Annotated in this window: 14 protein-coding genes, 1 tRNA gene and 1 riboswitch; of the genes, 10 read left to right on the forward strand and 5 right to left on the reverse strand. The window is 34.3% G+C overall.

All coding sequences use genetic code 11. The features are described 5' to 3' along the window. The first annotated feature begins 188 nt into the window (after window positions 1-188). Genes NJT12_RS12980 through NJT12_RS12990 form a run of 3 tightly spaced genes read left to right on the forward strand, consistent with a single transcriptional unit; the run spans window position 189 to window position 5913 of the window. Entirely contained in the window at window positions 189-3164 is a 2976-nt protein-coding gene (locus NJT12_RS12980; protein ID WP_271336343.1) for a SusC/RagA family TonB-linked outer membrane protein, read from the forward strand. A 35-nt stretch (window positions 3165-3199) separates the two neighbouring features. Beyond that, entirely contained in the window at window positions 3200-4804 is a 1605-nt protein-coding gene (locus NJT12_RS12985) for a RagB/SusD family nutrient uptake outer membrane protein (RefSeq protein WP_271336344.1), read from the forward strand. Window positions 4805-4824: 20 nt separating this feature from the next. After that, window positions 4825-5913 (forward strand): SusE domain-containing protein, encoded by a 1089-nt coding sequence (locus NJT12_RS12990; RefSeq protein ID WP_271336345.1) that lies wholly within the window; start codon window positions 4825-4827, stop codon window positions 5911-5913. Window positions 5914-6092: 179 nt separating this feature from the next. Here the strand turns inward: NJT12_RS12990 and NJT12_RS12995 are convergent, their stop codons facing one another. Both NJT12_RS12995 and NJT12_RS13000 read right to left on the reverse strand, forming a co-directional pair. Next, entirely contained in the window at window positions 6093-6320 is a 228-nt protein-coding gene (locus tag NJT12_RS12995) for a DUF6814 family protein (protein ID WP_072954970.1), read from the reverse strand. 10 nt (window positions 6321-6330) lie between these two features. After that, the gene (locus tag NJT12_RS13000; RefSeq protein ID WP_271336346.1) at window positions 6331-7827 is read right to left on the reverse strand and encodes an MFS transporter; all 1497 of its coding nucleotides are present in this window, start codon (window positions 7825-7827) and stop codon (window positions 6331-6333) included. Between the two features lie 244 nt (window positions 7828-8071). Beyond that, window positions 8072-8263: riboswitch (cobalamin riboswitch) on the forward strand. Between the two features lie 320 nt (window positions 8264-8583). On the opposite strand from NJT12_RS13000, the gene NJT12_RS13005 reads away from it, so the two are divergent. Beyond that, complete coding sequence (locus NJT12_RS13005; protein WP_271336347.1) at window positions 8584-9903, forward strand: DUF5074 domain-containing protein; 1320 nt, start codon at window positions 8584-8586, stop codon at window positions 9901-9903. Window positions 9904-10140: 237 nt separating this feature from the next. On the opposite strand, the gene NJT12_RS13010 is transcribed toward NJT12_RS13005, so the two are convergent. Then, window positions 10141-10213 (reverse strand) — tRNA-Phe (locus NJT12_RS13010). Window positions 10214-10312: 99 nt separating this feature from the next. Between NJT12_RS13010 and NJT12_RS13015 the strand changes: the two genes are divergently transcribed. From NJT12_RS13015 to NJT12_RS13040, 6 genes are all read left to right on the forward strand, one after another. Continuing rightward, window positions 10313-11047, forward strand: a complete 735-nt coding sequence (locus NJT12_RS13015; protein ID WP_271336348.1) for a type III pantothenate kinase — start codon at window positions 10313-10315, stop codon at window positions 11045-11047. After that, the gene (gene bamG / locus NJT12_RS13020; protein WP_271336349.1) at window positions 11040-12272 is read left to right on the forward strand and encodes a BamG family beta-barrel-assembly machinery protein; all 1233 of its coding nucleotides are present in this window, start codon (window positions 11040-11042) and stop codon (window positions 12270-12272) included. Before NJT12_RS13015 ends, bamG begins: the two co-directional genes overlap by 8 nt. A 51-nt stretch (window positions 12273-12323) precedes the next feature. Next, window positions 12324-12881 (forward strand): LPS export ABC transporter periplasmic protein LptC, encoded by a 558-nt coding sequence (gene lptC / locus NJT12_RS13025; protein ID WP_271336350.1) that lies wholly within the window; start codon window positions 12324-12326, stop codon window positions 12879-12881. Between the two features lie 2 nt (window positions 12882-12883). Next, a complete protein-coding gene (locus NJT12_RS13030; RefSeq protein ID WP_271336351.1) occupies window positions 12884-13078 on the forward strand; it encodes a hypothetical protein in 195 nt (64 codons plus the stop codon). A 3-nt stretch (window positions 13079-13081) separates the two neighbouring features. Further along, window positions 13082-14344, forward strand: a complete 1263-nt coding sequence (locus NJT12_RS13035; protein WP_271336352.1) for a hemolysin family protein — start codon at window positions 13082-13084, stop codon at window positions 14342-14344. Window positions 14345-14452: 108 nt separating this feature from the next. Further along, a complete protein-coding gene (locus NJT12_RS13040) occupies window positions 14453-16552 on the forward strand; it encodes a peptidylprolyl isomerase (RefSeq protein ID WP_271336353.1) in 2100 nt (699 codons plus the stop codon). 133 nt (window positions 16553-16685) lie between these two features. Here the strand turns inward: NJT12_RS13040 and NJT12_RS13045 are convergent, their stop codons facing one another. Then, a complete protein-coding gene (locus NJT12_RS13045) occupies window positions 16686-17603 on the reverse strand; it encodes a GYDIA family GHMP kinase (protein WP_271336354.1) in 918 nt (305 codons plus the stop codon). Window positions 17604-17722: 119 nt separating this feature from the next. Then, entirely contained in the window at window positions 17723-19036 is a 1314-nt protein-coding gene (locus tag NJT12_RS13050) for a hydroxymethylglutaryl-CoA reductase, degradative (protein WP_271336355.1), read from the reverse strand. Window positions 19037-19115 lie beyond the last annotated feature (79 nt).

Genomic DNA, 19115 nt, shown 5'->3' on the forward strand with positions numbered 1-19115 from the left:
TTCTAAATTGATATTTTTTGACTGAAAAGATTACAAAATATAGAAAGTTTTCAACACTATCACGTTTTCGTAATGTAATATAAATTGTAACTGGTTGGTCATGTTAATAAATTCCTAATTTTGAAATTCGAAGTAAAATTAAAAACTTAAATAACAATCACAAACTCAAACTAATTTAAACAAAAAGTATGAAAACAATTTACAATAAGTTGTTATTTTTATTCCTACTGTTACCATTTACTGTACTCGCTCAAAGTACTGTAACCGGAACAGTTGCCGATCTGGCAACGGGGCAACCAATCCCGGGAGTAAATGTAAATGTACAGGGTGCCCCAGGCGGAGCATCAACAGATTTTGACGGTAAATTTCAGTTATCTAATGTAAAAAATGGAGACAAAATTTTGGTTTCATTTATTGGGTATAAAACGTCAACGATAGTTTTTAATGGTCAAAAAACTTTATCAGTTTCTTTAGAGGAAGATACCAATCAGCTTCAAGAAGTTGTGGTACAGGTAGGTTACGGTACTGTTAAGAAAAAAGATGCTACAGGTTCTGTATCCCAAATTTCTGCAAAAGAATTTAACAAAGGAATCAACGTTACTCCGGAAAGTTTAATCAGCGGTCGTATCGCTGGTGTAAATGTTGTTGGAGGAGGTGCTCCGGGAGCAAAAGCTGATATTAGAATACGTGGAGGATCTTCATTAACAGCTTCTAATGAACCTTTGATTGTATTAGACGGACTTCCGTTAAGTAATGCAGTACCAAGTGGATCAACTAGTATTTTGTCTACAATTGACCCTAATGATATTGAATCTTTTACAGTGCTTAAAGATGCTTCTGCAGCAGCGATCTACGGATCCAGAGCAGCAAATGGTGTAATTGTAATTACGACTAAAAAAGGAAGTAAAGGCGGTGTAAAAGTTAATTTTAGCTCACAAGTTGGTATTAATACAGTGGCTAATACGGTTGATGTGTTAAGTGCTGACCAATTTCGTAATTTAGTAAATACTAAAGGTACTCCTGCTCAACAAGCATTAATGGGGACTGCAAATACAAACTGGCAGGATGAAATTTTTCATACAGCCCTGACAACGAACAATAATATCTCTGTAAGTGGTTCATTATTTAATAAATTACCGGTGCGTTTATCTGTTGGTAATGTTGATAATCCTGGAATCTTAAGAAACACTTCTTTTGAAAGAACTACGACATCGATATCGTTAAATCCGGTATTATTTGATAATCACCTGAAAATTGATATTAGCGGAAATATATCGTTTAATAAAAATCAATTTCAGGATGAAGGAGCTGTTATTGGCGGAGCTATAGGATTTGATCCTACACAATCTGTTTATCAGTCAGGATCTCGTTACGGAGGGTATTTTGAATGGTTAGAACCTAACGGAAATTTACCTTTATTGCCTTCAAGAAACCCGGTTGCCAGATTAAATGAGGAAGACAAAAGATCAACTTCTACCAGAAAATGGGGTAATATTAGAGTAGATTATAAGTTTCATTTCTTCGAAGACTTAAGAATCATCGCTGAAGCCGGTATTGACAGGTTTGATAGCAGCGGATATAACAGACAAAGTACACAAAGTCCTTTAGGATATCAGCCAAATGCTTTTAGTTCGGGAAATTGGGTAAATTTAGGAAACTACAATAGTTACACTAATGATCTTCAAAATAAGAACTTAAACACCTATTTTAATTATACGAAAGACTTAGGTAAATTTAAGATTGATGCAACTGCAGGATATAACTATCAGATGTTTCAAAAACAAAAATACGAATCAGGAGAGACTACACAGCCAACTCGTAATGAATTAACAACAATTGATCCGGACGTTAATTTGCAATCTTTTTTTGGTCGTTTGACATTAAACTATGACAGCCGTTACCTTTTGACACTGAACTACAGAAGAGACGGAACTTCACGTTTTTCTAAAGAAAACAGATGGGGTAATTTTGGGGGAGCAGCTTTTGCATGGAATATTGCCGAAGAATCTTTCTTAAAAGATAATAATACACTTTCTAGTTTAAAATTAAGGGTAGGTTATGGTACAACCGGACAACAGGATATTTTAGCTCAGTACGATTATTTGAGAAGAGTTACACTTGGTACTATTAATTCTCAGTATATTTTTGGGAATACCATTTATAAAACAGCAAGACCTGAAGGATATAATGAAAATATCAAGTGGGAAGAATTAGGAGAGATGAACCTTGGGGTTGATTTTGGATTCCTGAATGACAGAATTACGGGTACAGTAAATTATTTTGATAAAAAATCAACTGATTTATTAGCAGATGTTGTGGTTCCGGATGGAGCAAATATTAGAAATACTGGAACTTATAATGTTGGTAGTGTAAGAACTAAAGGGTTTGAGTTTAATATTCAGTCAGACATCATTAAAGGGGATAAATTGAACTGGAATGTTGCTTTTAATGCTACCTATATTGATCGAAAAATTACAGATTTAGGAGTTACTGTTCCAGGTTTTGACGGATACTTAACCGGAGATAATATTGCCGGAGGTGGTGGAAATAAAATTCAGGTTAATTCTGTAGGATACTCACCAGAATCATTTTTAGTATACGAGCAATTATACGATGCTAATAAAAAACCAATTGCCGGCGCTTATGTAGACAGAAACGGAGATGGTAAAATTGATGATGGAGATCGTTACAGATTTCATAAACCAGCAGCAGATTACTCGTTTGGATTATTTTCTACTTTAAACTATAAAAAGTTTGATTTTACAATGAACTGGAGAGCGAGTTTAGGAAATTATATTTTTGATAATGTGAGTTCTAACCTTGGATATTCTGACGCAGGTTTAAGAAGACAAACAGATTTATCGAATGTGGGTTCTGATTATCTTAATACTGGATTTACGTATGAAGACAATGGTACATCTCGTTACTTATCTGATTATTACATAAAAGATGCTTCTTTTATCAAGTTAGATAATGTTACTCTTGGGTATACTTTTGATAAAACGTTATTAAAATCAGCTAGTTTAAGATTTACTGCCGGTGTTCAGAATGTTTTTGTACTTACAAAATATGGTGGTTTAGATCCTGAGAAATTCAACGGAATAGACAATAATGTTTACCCAAGAGCCAGAACATACTTGTTTGGGGTAAATGCAAGTTTCTAATCGCGCACTGAAAAATAAATTTAAAAAGAAATAAAATGAAAATATCATTTAAACATATATCTTATTTTTTCCTATTGATTTTAGGATTAAATATGACGCTTACTTCGTGTACTGGCGACTTAGATGTGACGCCTCGTGATAAAAACGAATTTTTATCTGAGACCTTTTTTGAGGACCCGGCTTCATACAAACAAGTATTAGCAAAATTATACGCAGGTTTATATGTAGGAGGTAATGACGGAGATGGTAAACCGGATATTGCAGGACTTGGAGGAGACTTTAGTAGTTATTTAAGATTGCTTTTTGTGGTGCAGGAACTTCCTACTGATGAAGCAATTATTGGATGGGCTGATGGTACTTTACCCACTTTAAATACACAAAATTGGGCTCCTGCAAATGAATTTTTGGCAGGAACATACTCAAGAGCATTCTATGAAATTAGTGTTGCGAATGAGTTTTTAAGACAAACTACAGAGGAAAAATTGAAAGCCAGAGGAGTGGATGATAATCTAAAAGCGCAAATTGTGACTTTTAGAGCAGAAGCTCGTTTTTTAAGAGCATTCTCTTACTATAATCTAATGGATTTGTTTGGAGGTGTGCCTATTACAACTGAAGCTGATCCTGTTGGATTATTTTATCCCGTGCAAAAAACAAGAGCAGAAGTTTTTGCTTTTGTTGAAGGGGAGTTAAAAGATATGGATAAAGATTTAGCTGCTTCTGGAGCAAATGAATATGGTAGAATAGATAAAGTTGCTGCTAAATTTTTATTGGCACAAATTTATTTAAATGCTAAGGTATACATAGGAGTAGAAAAAAATAGCGAAGTAGCTTCTTTATGTGGTGAAATTATTAATTCAACATATAAATTTGCAGATGTACCATATCGTTATTTATTCTCTGCAGACAATAATAGAAACGGAGCTCAAAGCGAATTTATTTTTCCAATCATTAGTGATGGTAATGCTATTAGAGCAGTAGGTGGAGGAATGAGTTTTATCATTCACGCTTCTATTGGTGGTAGTATGGATTCTGCAGATCAGGGTATGGATGGTGGATGGCAGGGAACCAGAGCTCGTAAAGAGTTTGTGGCTCTTTTTCCTGATGCTACTGCAACCGGAGATAAAAGAGGGACATTTTATACAGATGGTCAGTCTTTAGATATTAATAACGTATCAACTTTTACAGATGGTTATGCTGTAACAAAATTCATCAATGTAAACTCTGACGGATCAAAAGCGCAAAGACCAGATGTTCCGGATACTGATTTTCCAATGTTCAGATTATCTGATGCTTATTTGATGTATGCTGAAGCTACGGTAAGAGGAGCCAGTACAGGTAATATAGGTACTGCTGTAGGATATATTAACCAAATTAGAAAAAGAGCTGAAGCTAGATCAATAACTAATGGAGATTTGACTCTTGACTTTATTTTGGCAGAAAGAGGACGTGAATTATTTTGGGAATGCCACAGAAGAACAGATTTGATTCGTTTTGGGAAATTTACCGGAGGATCTAAAATCTGGCAATGGAAAGGTGGGGTTATGACTGGTACGTCGACTGAATCATTCAGAGATTTAATGCCTATTCCTGCCAGAACTATTCAGGCAAATCCAACATTGAAGCAAAATCCAGGATACTAACACCTTTATAAAATAGTAAAATGAAAAATATATATAAAATTTTAATCGCATTTATTGGTGTATTGGCGGTATCATGTAATGCTGATGCTGTAGATAACAGGCCAATTGTTGATGCTGTTACAGCGCCTGAAATAACTGCGCCAGTAACAGGAAAAGAATTTGTATTAGATGCAGATCATGCAGGAGATGTAGCTGACAAATTTACATGGTCAAAAGCAGTATATTCTGCTCCTGTAGTGCTAAAATATAAGTTGATAATTGATAAAAAAGGTGGCGATTTTACAAAAGCGATAACCCTTGAAACAACGAGTAATATTGCTGAAGTTTCTGTACTGGTTAAAGATTTAAATCAGGCAGCAATTGATTTAGGAGCAGCAACAGATGTAGTATCTCAGTTTGACGTAAAAGTTTCTTCGGATATTTCAGGAGAAGTTCCTCAGATGTCTAAAGCTATCACAATCAGTGTAACACCTTACTCGGGAAGAGTAGCATATGATTTTACGGATTGGTATTTAGTAGGAGCTGCTGTAGAAGGTGGTTGGGATAACAACCTTGACACGAAGCATCAACCGATGTATAGAGATGGAAAAAATGCAGATCTATATAAATTTACAGGTTTCTTTAAAGCAGGTAATTTTAAGTTGATTTCTGAAAAAGGAAGCTGGGCGACTCAATTAGGGAAAGCCGGAAGTGATGCTATTGAAATAAATAGTAATGCAGGCGAATTTACAATTCCGGCAGATGGATATTATACTTTTCAATTTAACACAAAAGCTTTAACGTATACATTAGTAACTTATAATGATGCTGCTGCAAAAACGAACGCAACGGTTGGAATTATTGGAGACAGTACACCAAAAGGTTGGGATGCTTCTACCCCTATGGTAAACTCTACTTTTAATAAACACGCATGGAGCCTTGGCGTGACTGCCTTAAATGATGGTGGACTTAAGTTTAGAGCAAATGATGGTTGGGATGTTGCCTGGGGTGGAGATACTGCTTTTTCAGGAGGCGGTAATGGAGAAAACATACCAGTAGAAAAATCTAAATATGTTATTTATTTCAATGATTTAGACGGAAGCTATTTAATGATTCCGAATCAAGGATAACTTCCCTGAAATTAATAAGGGCTATCTCTGTAGGTAGCCTTTTTTTAATCGAAGCTATATTTATGGAAGTTGGTAATGAATAAAAACACACTTACAAAGTAAAAATTTTGGTTTGGTTAGTAATGCAAAAGGGCTGTTCTACATAACGTAGACAGCCCTTTTCTCGTGTAATTTATTTTCTATTTCTTCTTATCGTTGTATTCCCCAATTACGGCAAAATAACCAAAAGTTCCCAATCCCAGAACAATTAAAGGAGTAAGAATAAAAAGGATAATGATTCCAAATACTAAATCGTCCTGTTGGTCAGAAAGAAGTTTGGGCAAGCCAAATTCAAAGACACAAAAGTAAGCTGCTGCAGCTGCAAGAATAATCCATAAAACACCTAAAATTTGTTTGATCGTATTCATAATTATAGTATTAAAGGTGATTAGTTTTGTTTTTATTATCAATGTAAATCATTCCAATTACAAAGCAAACAGATGCTATAATAATAGGATACCAGAGTCCGTCAAGATAAAAATCCGGTTTTCCGGCTTGCTTGGCATGTGTTACGAAATAGGTAGAAATGGCAGGCAGTAAACCTCCAAAAATACCATTCCCAACGTGATAAGGCAGAGACATTGATGTGTATCTGATTTTTGTTGGAAACATTTCGACCAAAAATGCGGCAATTGGGCCATAGACCATGGTAACAAACAAAACCTGGATAAAAACCAAGAGAATTAAAGTCCATTCATCGCTTGAATTTATATTGATCGATATATGAGTTTGAGCCTCTTTTTTATCTGCAAAATCTGTTTTCTTTTCGATATACGAAGTTCCGTCAGTATAGGTTTTTGAGATTGACGTTATTTTGTCATTATTTTTGTTTGTGTCAATAGATTGATTTCTTTTATCTGTGATTTCAGTTTTATAACTCACATCTGTGGTCGTATACATCATTTTATAAATAGGTCTGTAAAACAAAATGGCGAGTAACATTCCGCTCATCATGATGTATTTTCGTCCTACTTTATCACTCAGCCATCCAAAAAAGATAAAAAACGGAGTTCCCATTAATAATGCAATTCCAAGTAAAGTGTCAACCTGTGATGAGTCTACATTCATTACAGTTTTCATAAAACTCATGGCGTAAAATTGTCCGGTATACCATACAACACCTTGTCCCATTGTAGCGCCAAATAATGCCAGCAAAACAAATTTTAGATTATATCTGTTTCCAAAACTTTCCTTTAATGGATTTTTACTCGTAGTACCTTCTTTTTTAGCTTTGGCAAATACAGGAGATTCATCCATGTTTTTACGGATTAAATAAGAAACTCCTACCATTACAATAGAAACCCAAAACGGAACGCGCCATCCCCAGGAATCAAAGTCTTCAGGAGAAAGTGCATTTTTTGTCGCTAAGATCACCATTAAAGAAATGAATAAACCAACCGTTGCCGTGGTTTGAATCCAGGAAGTCCAGTATCCTTTCTGTCCCACAGGAGCATGTTCAGCAACATAAGTGGCAGCACCGCCATATTCTCCGCCAAGAGCAAGTCCTTGTAGTAAACGTAAAATCAAAACTAATAACGGAGCCATAAAACCAATCGTTTCATAACTCGGGATACAGCCTATTAAAAAAGTAGAACCGCCCATTAGCAGTAAAGTAGCCATAAAAGTGTATTTACGACCAATGATATCTCCAAGTCTTCCAAAGAATAATGCACCAAAAGGACGCACCACAAATCCTGCTGCAAAAGTGGCTAAAGTGGATAAAAATGCTGCGGTGGGATTGTCGCTTGGAAAGAATTTAGTTGAAATTACAACGGCTAAACTTCCAAAAATATAGAAATCATACCATTCGATCATTGTACCCATTGACGAGGCCGAAATTACTTTCCAAATGCCTTTTGTAGAAGTTTTGCTCATAAGTTGACTTTGTGTACTTGATAATAAATAAAACTATAAAATATTTTTTTACGAATATAAAAGATATTTTTTTATTTATTTGATACTTTTTTAACAAAAGTTATTTAATTGTTAACTCAACATTTATTCGGTAAATCACAGCCTGATAATTCCGTATAAATTATATGTTGAAGAAATGCTGAAACCCTTTAAAGTAAAGAATCTATTGTTTTTTTAAGAAAGAAAACACTAGTTTTGCACCTCAAATTTTGAATCAGGAAATGGTTGTCATATTGAAGAAATATAGACATTAAAAGGGAATTTGGTGTAAATCCAAAACTGTCCCGCAGCTGTAAGCTCATTAACCGAAACCCTTTAATACGTCACTTTTCATTTCGAAAGGGAAGGCTGGGGGTAGGGAGCAAGTCAGAAGACCTGCCATTTTTATAGTAATAAATAGCTTTCGGGGATTGAAGCTTGAATTAAGAACAATACTTTTTCACTTTACGTGATCATGGTATGGTTTGGTTATTCTATTCTCGTAAGCCAAAAATGGAATTTATGAGATTTTTTTTCTGCAAATATAACATCGCAAAAGCAATTTCCTTCTGGAGGTTTTTCATTCCGATATTTTCTTTTTCTTCACAAAAAAAATCATTACAACCTTTCGCTGTACAATATGCTGTGCTTTTACAAAAGTTTGTTTATAGAACTTTTGTTAGAGTAAGCTGTATTTCGATTTAAAGATTTAAGTACTAAAATTTTAAATATTTAATAATGAAAAACCAATTTTTTTCCAGGCAATTAATTGCAATTGCTTCTTTGATGATGCTTACAGTTTCGTGTAATAATGATGATGATTTTACAGCGCCTCCTGTAATAAAAGGCGAGCAGCAATTGAAAGATACTTTGACCATTGGAAAAACACTACAGTTAAACTCGAAATTAGCAGATAGAAAAAATGTGTCCTTTGAATGGGCAGTAAATGGAAGTGTTGTAGGGTCTGATTCTACTTATGTTTTTAAACCGGAAACCAGAGGTGATTTTAAAATTACAATGACAGCCAAAAATGAAGGTGGAAAAGTAGCTCTTACCTATGATATCCATGCATACGGAGCATATGAGAATGGTTTTTATGTAATCAACGAAGGATGGTTTGGTCACGGAACAGGAACGGTAGGGTTTTATAGATACGATACAAAAGCCATAGAAGATAGTGTTTTTGTAAAAGTAAATCCGGACAAAGATTTAAAACCGGCATCCTCTACATTAGAATTTGGAACTATCATTAATAAAAAACTATTTTTAGTTTCTAAAGTTGGCGGACCGGTAGTAGTAGCAGATGCTTATTCTCTAAAAGAAGAGAAAAGAATCCCTGCAAAAGGCGGAAACGACTGGCGTGCGGTAGTAGGTATTGATGAAAATCAAGCTTTGTTAACAGCCAGTAAAGGGATATTTAAGCTTAATCTTAATACGATGGAGGTTAGTGGGCAAATCGAAGGCGTTACAGGCCAGGTAGGAGATGTTGTTAAGGCAAACGGTTATATTTTTGCATTGTCAGCTACAAAAGGTGTTATTGTTATTAATGCTTCAACATTGACAGTCGAAAAAACGATTCCGGGAATAGTTTTAGGATTTGCTGTTACCGATGATAAAAAAGTTTGGGCTGCAGGAGGTAAAAATCTTATCAGTATAGACTCAAATACGCTTGAAGTAAAAGAAATTGCATTAGGTTTTCAGGCTTACGGAAGTTGGGGAGCATGGCATCCGGGATCTATAACGGCTGCTAAAAATGATATTTTTATTGCTAAAAATGGTAGTTTTAGCGGTGGTAAACAAGTGTATAAGTACAGTGGTACTCCAGAGTCTCTTAGTGCGCCTTTTATTACATTAACAAATTCAAATATCTTATATGGGGCAGGAATTGGATATGATCGAAAGAAAAACACTTTGGTGGTAAATACAGTAAATGAAGGTTTTGGTGTGAATTTCGCAATCAATAATCTTTATCTGTTCAATGCTGACTCAGGAGCTAAAACAGAATCCGTAAATTATTCAGGATATTATTTCCCTGCAGTTTCGGTGTTTCATCAATAGTTTTTTTTGGAACCGGATTTTAGAAAAAAAAATTAACTGCAAAGATAGCAAAGTAAAAAACGCAAAGTTCGCAAAGCTTTATCATAAAGCTTTGCGAACTTTGCGTTTTTAAACGTAGTCCTAAATAAAAAATCTTTGCGCTCTTTGCGGTAAAAAAACGGTCAATTTTCGGATTCTTGGCGGTTGAAAAACTATTAAAAACAAAAAACCCGAATATTTCTATTCGGGTTTTAACGGTGGTGCCTCCAGGGATCGAACCAGGGACACATGGATTTTCAGTCCATTGCTCTACCATCTGAGCTAAGGCACCGTGCTGATTGCGGGTGCAAAGATAGAATCATTTTTCATTTATCCAAAACATTTTTTTAAAAAAATCAATTCGTATCTTCGCACTGATAAAAAAGTAAAGATGATTTTAACGGTTGATGTTGGAAATACTCGAATTAAAGCAGCTGTCTTTGAGGGAAATACTGTTCTTGAAAATTTTGTTTTTGAGAAAAATGAGCTTGAAAAAAAAATTGAAAAAATTTTAGAAAAATTTCCAAACTGCTCTGATTTGGTTGTTGCATCAGTTGGAAACATCGATAAGCAATCTTTTTTGACGTTCGAAAACGAATTAAAAATTCATTTTTTAACGAATGAAGATGTTTATCCTTTTGTAAATAAATATGCGACCCCAAAAACGTTAGGGATCGACAGAATGGTTTTGGCTTCGGGAGCAACACTGCAGTTTCCTAAACAAAACAGATTAGTCATCGATGTAGGAACCTGCATTACCTACGATTTTATCGACGAAAATGATAATTATTTGGGAGGAGCCATATCTCCGGGATTACGATTACGTTACGAAGCATTGCATAATTACACCGCTAAACTGCCTTTGCTGGCTTTTGAGGCGCCTGAGTTGTATATAGGAAACTCAACAACACAAGCCATTCATTCCGGCGTTGTAAATGGGTTCGTCTATGAGATTGACGGTTTTATCGATGAATATCGAGCAAACTTTTCAAATTTTATAATAATTTTAACGGGAGGAGATGCAGTTTTTTTGGCTAAACGATTAAAAAATACCATATTTGCCAATTCAAATTTCCTTTTAGAAAGTTTGAACCAAACATTTCAATATAAAATCGACAATGATTAAAAAAATTATAGTAAGCGCTTGTTTGCTTATCTCGTTCGTTTCATTTGCTCAACAGGGTACAGCTTCTCCTTATTCTTTCTTCGGAATTGGAGATGTCAGATTTAGAGGAACTCTTGAAAATAGGTCTATGGCAGGGGTTTCGGTAGAGCAGGATAGTATCCATTTGAATATCGAAAATCCATCCAGTTATGCCAGTTTAAGACAAACTGTTTTTACAGTTGGAGGAACATTTGGTTCATCTACTTTAAAAACTACAGATGAATCTGCAAAAGCACAAAGATCTACTTTTGATTATTTAGCGTTGGGAATCCCAATGGGAAAATTTGGAGCAGCGTTTGGTTTAGTACCTGTAACTTCAGTTGGATATAAAATTCTAAATGACCAGACAGCGATAGTAGACGGAACAAGTTCACAACTTCAGGGAAAAGGTGGAGTTAATAAAGTATTTGCAGGTTTAGGATATAAAATTACACCTAAGTGGAATATTGGAGCTGATGCACAATATAATTTTGGTAAAATTACAACTACAAGTGTTGAGCTTGCTACAGGAGTTCAAAACGGTACTCAGGAAACAAATACTTCTGAGTTGTCCGGGGTTAGTTTTAATATTGGTACTATGTATCAAACAAAAATTGATAAAAAATTAAGTTTGTTTACGAGTTTGAGCTATACTTTTGCAAGTACATTAAACTCAAACAGTACAAGGTTTATTACGGTAGATGGTGATCCGGATCCTTATGAAGGAGCTGCACAGGAAACTAATTTAAAACTGCCAAACAAAATAACATTTGGTGCAGGTATAGGACAGGCAAGAAAATGGTTAGTAGGTACTACACTTGCTTTTCAAGGTAACGGACAACTTGCGAATTATTATAATGCAGCAGATAATGTGCGTTATGAAAAGTATCAGAAATATGCAATTGGTGGATATTATATCCCTAATTACGCTTCATTTACCAGTCATTTAAGCAGGATCACGTACAGAGCCGGATTAAAATACGAGAAACTGGGTCTTGTTGTTAATAACGAATCAATCAATGATGTGGGAATGAGTTTAGGTGCCGGGATTCCTCTTGGTAACGGATCTTTCTCAAATGTAAACGTTGGTGTGGAATTTGGTAAAAGAGGAACAACTTCTGCAGATTTGATTCAGGAGAACTATTTCAACTTTAGTTTGAGTTTTTCTTTCAATGACAGATGGTTCGTGAAAAGTAAATTCAACTAAAGATACACTTTTGCGTTTTTTTAAGCTCGTACAATTTACTACATTTGGCAAATGAATTTACCAAAGAGATATATTATAGCGGTTGTCACAGTTTTTACTGTGACACTGTTTTTTGGATGCGAAAGTAATTTTAAGGAAGTTCAGAAAATTAATTTCTCAGAGTTTGTTCCCGGAAGTGATGCAGATACTGTTAATATCAAATACACTGATTCCGGATTAATTACAGGAGTTCTTAAAAGTCCAAAAATGTTAGATTATTCCAATTTGGATTTCCCTTTTACGGAGTTTCCAAAAGGAATCGATGTTACATTATACGATAAAAAACAAAAGCGTACTTTTATAGTGTCAAATTATGCGGTTTCGTATAAGCCAACCGGCATAATAGATTTACAGGGAAAGGTCAAAATTACATCAGAAACAGGGCAGATACTCGAAACGGAACAATTGTTTTTCGATCAGAAAAATGAATGGTTTTATACTGAAAGAAAGTTTAAGCTTACAGATGCAAAAGGAATTTCTTACGGTCAGGGAATAGATTTTAGTAAAGATTTTAAAGTGATTAATTCGCAACGAGTAAGTGGCGAAATAGAATCAGACGAAAAAATATAATTATGAATTATTTAAAATATACACAGTACGTTTACTTGGCATTTGCCGTTTACTTTATTTATGACGGAGTTATAAAAATAAACGAAGGTAATGATGGTGCTACCCTGAGTTTTATAATTGCGGGTATGGCAGTTTTTATGTTCTTCTTCAGGAGAAAATTTGCCAGGAAATTTGATGATCGTAACAAAAAACAGTAAAAAATGGAAATTGGTATTATAATACTATGTTTAATACTATCAGCATTTTTTTCAGGAATGGAAATAGCTTTTGTTTCCTCGAATAAAATTTATCTTGAAATAGAAAAAAAACAAGATAATTTTTTATCACAAATCTTAACGAAACTTACCGAAAATCCCTCGAAGTTTATCGCTGCAATGCTTATTGGTAACAATGTCGCATTGGTTGTTTATGGTTTTTATATGGGAGATTTGATTCTGGAATGCATTGTCAATTTAGGATTTCATTTCTCTGATTTAACAAGTTTATTGGTTCAAACCATACTTTCGACTTTTATCGTTTTAATAACAGCAGAGTTTTTTCCTAAAGTTTTTTTTCAGATCTATGCCAATTCATTAATTAAGTTTTTTGCAATTCCGGCATATCTGTTTTATAGGCTGTTTTATTACATTTCCACTTTTTTTATCTGGATATCAGATTTTGTATTGCAAAAATTTTTCAAGACAGAGGGCGATCAGGTTCAATTGTATTTTAGTAAAATAGAACTGGGAAATTATATTACAGAGCAAATGAATTCTGTTGAAGATGATGATGAAGTAGATTCCGAAATTCAGATTTTTCAAAATGCTTTAGAATTCTCAGGAGTAAAAGCACGCGATATAATGACACCTCGTACAGAGATAGTCGATATTGATTTGTTTGACAGTATTGCAGAGCTTAAGGAGTTGTTTATAGAAACAGGTTATTCTAAGATAATAGTCAGTCAAAACTCAGTAGATGATATTGTGGGTTATGTGCATTCATTTGATCTGTTTAAAAAGCCCAAAACAATAAAATCAGTTTTAATGACTGTTGAATTTGTTCCTCAGACTATTTTGATAAAAGATGCGCTGAATTTATTGATTAAGAAAAGAAAGAACGTAGCGGTTGTTTTAGATGAATACGGAGGGACCTCAGGGATCATTACAATAGAAGATATAGTTGAAGAGCTTTTTGGAGAGATTGAAGATGAGCACGATTCAGATGAAGAAGAGTTGATCGAACAGGAATTAGGCGAAGGCAGGTATTTATTTTCTGCCAGATTAGATGTTGAGTACTTAAACGAAACTTATAAGTTATCTATTCCTGAAGAAGATTCTTATGGAACATTAGGCGGTTTTATTGTTAATTCTACCAAGGAAATTCCTCAAAAAGGTGACGAAATAGTGATAGACAGCTATCATTTTGTGATTGAGGAAGCTTCAAATAAGAAAATCGAATTGGTGAAATTGACGATAAAAGAGTGATTTTTTAAATTAATGAAAAAAATTGTGTAAAATAAAACCCTAGTTGTATTGTTATTAACTAGATAATTGTATTTTCGCAAACTGAATATAAAATTAACGATAATAAAAATGGCAGTTTTAGCAAAAATTAGACAACGTTCGGCTTTATTGATAGGTGTTATTGCACTTGCATTATTTGCATTTATAATAGAAGGTATCTTTACCTCTAAAGGTGGAGGATCTAGTGCAAAGGATGTAGGAAGCATCGACGGAAAAGATATTTCATTTGAAGACTTTAGAGTTAAAGTTAGTAATGCTGAAAAAAGTGGTCAAGGAATTACTTCCACTGAAGCTGCAAACAGAGTTTGGGATCAAGAGGTTTCGATCGCATTATTATCATCTCAGTTTGATAAATTAGGATTAAGAGTTGGTGAGAAACACTTACTTGAAGTTTTAAAATCAGATCCGAATATTGGTAAAAACCCAATGTTTTTAAATGCAGCCGGAGCTTTTGATGTAGCTAAATTTAAAGAATACTTTAAAGCTAATCCTGAGGCAGCACAATATATCTCTGAAAAAGAAAAAGATGCTGAATTAAATGCAAAATTCCAAATCTACAGCACATTAGTAAAAGCAGGTCTTTATACTACAGCTAGTGAAGGAAAGTTGAAATATGAAATGGAAGCTAACAAAGTAAACTTTGCTTATGCTGCTGCATTATATTCTTCTATAAAAGATAGCGATGTAAAAATTTCTGATTCAGAAATTGTAGATTATATGAAGAAAAACGAGAAGAAATTCAAAGCGGATGCAACTCGTGAAATTCAATATGTTTTAGTAGAAGACAAAGCTTCAAAAGAAGACGAAGCTGAAATTAAAGCAAAAATCACTGCTTTATTAAACGGAAGAGTAGAGTACAACGCAAAAACAGGTAAAAATGATACTTTGCCAGGTTTTAGAAATGCAACTAACATTGCTGAATTTGTAAACTCAAACTCTGATGTTCCTTACGATTCAACTTATGTGCCTAAAAATGCTTTACCTGCTATCGATGCTGATAAATTATTCAGTTTACCTGCCGGAGCAATATACGGACCATACGTTTTTGGAAGATACTATGCTATTTCTAAATCTTTAGGATTTAAAGCAGGTGTTAATGCAAAAGCAAGTCATATCTTAATTGGTTATGAAGGATCTCAAACTCCAAACCAAAAAGAAAAAAGAACAAAAGAAGAAGCTAAAGCTAAAGCAGAAGAAATTCTTGCTCAGGTTCAGGCAAATCCGGATAGTTTCATGATGTTGGCTTTTACAAGCTCTGATGATTCATCTGCACAACAAGGTGGTGATTTAGGATATTTTGGTCCAAACCAAATGGTAAAACCATTCAATGATTTTGTATTCAATAACCCAATAGGAAAAGTTGGTTTAGTAGAAACTCCTTTTGGATTTCACATTATCAAAATTACTGATAAACAAGACGGAATTCGTTTAGCTACAATTGCTCAGAAAATTGAGCCATCTGAAGCTACTTCTGATAAAGTATTTACATTAGCAACTAAATTTGAAATGGATGCTGCAAAGAAAGATTTCAATGCAACAGCAAAAGAATTAGGTTTAAAAGTTGCTCCTCCTGTAACTGCAAAAGCTATGGATGAAGCATTTGGTCCTCTAGGAAACCAACGTAACATCGTGAGATGGGCTTATGATAAAGAAACTAGTGTTGGAGACGTAAAACGTTTTGAGATCGCTAATATTGGACACGTAATTGCTCAATACAAAAGTGAGAACAAATCTGGTTTAGTTTCTGTAACAGTAGCAAGACCATATGTTGAGTCAATCTTGAAAAATAAGAAAAAAGCTGAAATGCTAAAAGCTAAAATGACAGGTGCTACAATAGAAGCTATTGCTAAAAGCGCTGGTGTAGCAGTTCAACAAGCGGCTGATGTTACTATGGAGAATCCTGTTTTATCTGGTGGAGTTGGACAAGAGCCTAGAGTTGTTGGTAATGCATTTGCATTAACTCCAAATAAAATCTCTGCTCCAATTGAAGGAAATACAGGAGTTTATGTGGTAAAAAATATTAGTACTGTAAAAGCACCTGCTCTTACAAACCATGCTGAGTATGTTGCTAAAGTAAAAGCTCAAAGCGCAAATGATGCAAGTAGAATTTTACCGGCTTTAAAAAGCAATGCTAAGATTGAAGATAACAGATTACAATTTAATTACTAGTTTTTAGTAAATAAAGGTTAAATATAAAACCCGAAACGTTCTAATGAATGTTTCGGGTTTTTTTATGAGTTGTATTTTTTGTTAACGCTCTTGAATGTTTTGAAAATTTGAAGAGACAGATAGTTTTTACTGTCTAATTCAATATCATTTCATTATAGGTAAGAATGGTTTCGTATCCTTTTGAAGCAAAATATGTCGTTGGGTTTTCTTTTGAAATTACCATGACAAAATCTCCTCCCCAGGCTCCAAGGCTTTTTATGACGCCATCAAAATCAGGAAAAGCAGCTTCTTTAATCGTTTTCACTTTTAGAATAGTACTCAAATGGATTTCATGTTTTTCCAAAGCATTCGCAAATTCCTTTAGTGTTTTTGCATTTAAAACCGCCTCAGTAATTTTATTGTTGTCAATGATATTGTGCGCTAAATTTTGATTTTTATTGTTGTAATAACCATTTATCGCTGTTTTGCTATTTTGCTTTTTATTAAGGTAAACGAAATAAATGTCTTGGGTAAAATCCGGATTAAAGCTTACAGATTCCACTAGAGGTAAGTTCTCTTCTAAGCGGTATATAATAGGAGTGTCGTTTTGTGCACAGGCAATGTCGTAACCACTGCCTCCAAAACTATTTTTTAAGAGTGTAAACGCATCGATGTTCGTCCATTGAGCAATGTTGTTCAATAAAGTAGAAGACGTTCCTAATCCCCAGTTTTTTGGGAATGTAAGTTGTGTGCTGATTTTATATCCGTCAGACTTGCTTATAAAATCGGGATTTAGAAGATAGGCTTCATGTAGAATTTGTACCAAAGTTGTCTTTACAGTTTCGGCTTTTGTATCTGTATTATTGATGATCTCAGTAAAAGAAATAGTGTCTTCGTACCAAAGGTGTTCATCAAAATCATAGCTTTTCCACTGAATTTCCTCATTTGAGGCATTCTCTACAATTAAATTTTGTCCAAATTTAGTAGGTAATGCAAAAGCTTTGGCGCCATCTAAGACTAAATATTCGCCTGTAATTAAAAGTTTTCCGTTACTGTAAAAGGTTGTTTTCATGCATGTATGTTTCACATAAATTCCAATCCCAAAGCTTCGGGATAAAATTCCAAATTCCACTTATTGTTGGAATTTAGAATTTATTTAAAGATTTAATAATTTGGAATTTATAAATTGTGTTATTTTCTTAGATTCTCAATAAATTCAACTACAGCGCTATGAGATACGGCATTTTTCTTAAAATAAGATTTAATTAAACGACGTTCTTCTTCATTGGCTTCAAATTGGTTAATGATATTGTTTAAGTGCATTTTCATGTGACCTTCCTGAATTCCGGTTGTTGTTAGCGAACGCAAAGCGGCAAAATTTTGTGCCAGACCTGCAACAGCTACAATCTCCATTAATTCTTTTGCTGAAGGTTTTTCGAGTATTTCAAAACAAAGTTTTACTAAAGGATGTAAAGAGGTTAATCCTCCAACAGTTCCTAATGCTAAAGGTATTTCAAGCCAGAAAGTAAAAATTCCGTTTTCGATTTTAGCATGAGATAAACTGGCGTATTGACCATTTTTTGAAGCATACGCATGAACTCCGGCTTCAACTGCTCTAAAATCATTTCCGGTTGCCAGAATTACGGCGTCAACTCCGTTCATGATTCCTTTATTATGAGTTACGGCTCTAAAAGGTTCCACTTCGGCAATCTGAACGGCTTGTAGAAATCGTTCTGCAAATTCTTGTGGATTTGGAATGTGTTTCTCTGTTAAATCTTCAATAGGGCAGGAAACTTCAGCTCTTACAATACAATTTGGGACATAATTTGATAAAATGCTCATGACAATTTTTAAGGTTTCGTCTTCTGAAAATAAATCAGAATTTTGAAATTCATCTTTCAAAGTTGTTGCAAATTGCTCCAGGCAGGAATTTATGAAATTTGCACCCATACTGTCTTTAGTTTCGAAAGTAGCATGGAGCTGAAAGTAATTTTCAAGCAGGCTTCTTTTGTCTTTAAGTTTGATGTCTAAAATGCCACCGCCACGTTGTTGCATGTTTTTGGTAATGCTTTGTGTGTCAGAGAAAAATTTTGGTTTTATTTGCTCAAAGAAAGACTGCAGTTTTTCTGCGTCTCCATTAAAAGTAAAATGCACCTGACCAATTTTTTCAGTGTCAATTACGGTTGCTTTAAAACCTCCTCGTGTAGACCAGTATTTTGCTGCTTTTGATGCTGCAGCAACCACAGAACTCTCCTCAATAGCCATTGGGATAGTTTTATATTTTCCGTTAATTAGGAAATTAGGGGCAACCCCAAGTGGAATATATAAATTTGAAATCGTGTTCTCTATGAATTCATCATGCAATTGTTGTAGCTTCTCGTCTGAATTCCAGTAATTTCTTATAATATTTAGTGCTTCTTCAGGCTTTGAAAAATAAGTATTGGCGATCCAGTTTGTTTTTTCTTTTTTGGATAATTTAGAAAATCCGGCAACAGCGTTGTTCATTCTCAGTATTTTAAATAATAAAGTTGCGGCAAAGATACCATTTTAAGAGTTTTGTTTGCAATGTATTTGAAATTTGGAA

It is taken from the genome of Flavobacterium azizsancarii, assembly GCF_027980145.1.
In the GTDB taxonomy this organism is placed as follows: Bacteria; Bacteroidota; Bacteroidia; order Flavobacteriales; family Flavobacteriaceae; genus Flavobacterium; species Flavobacterium azizsancarii.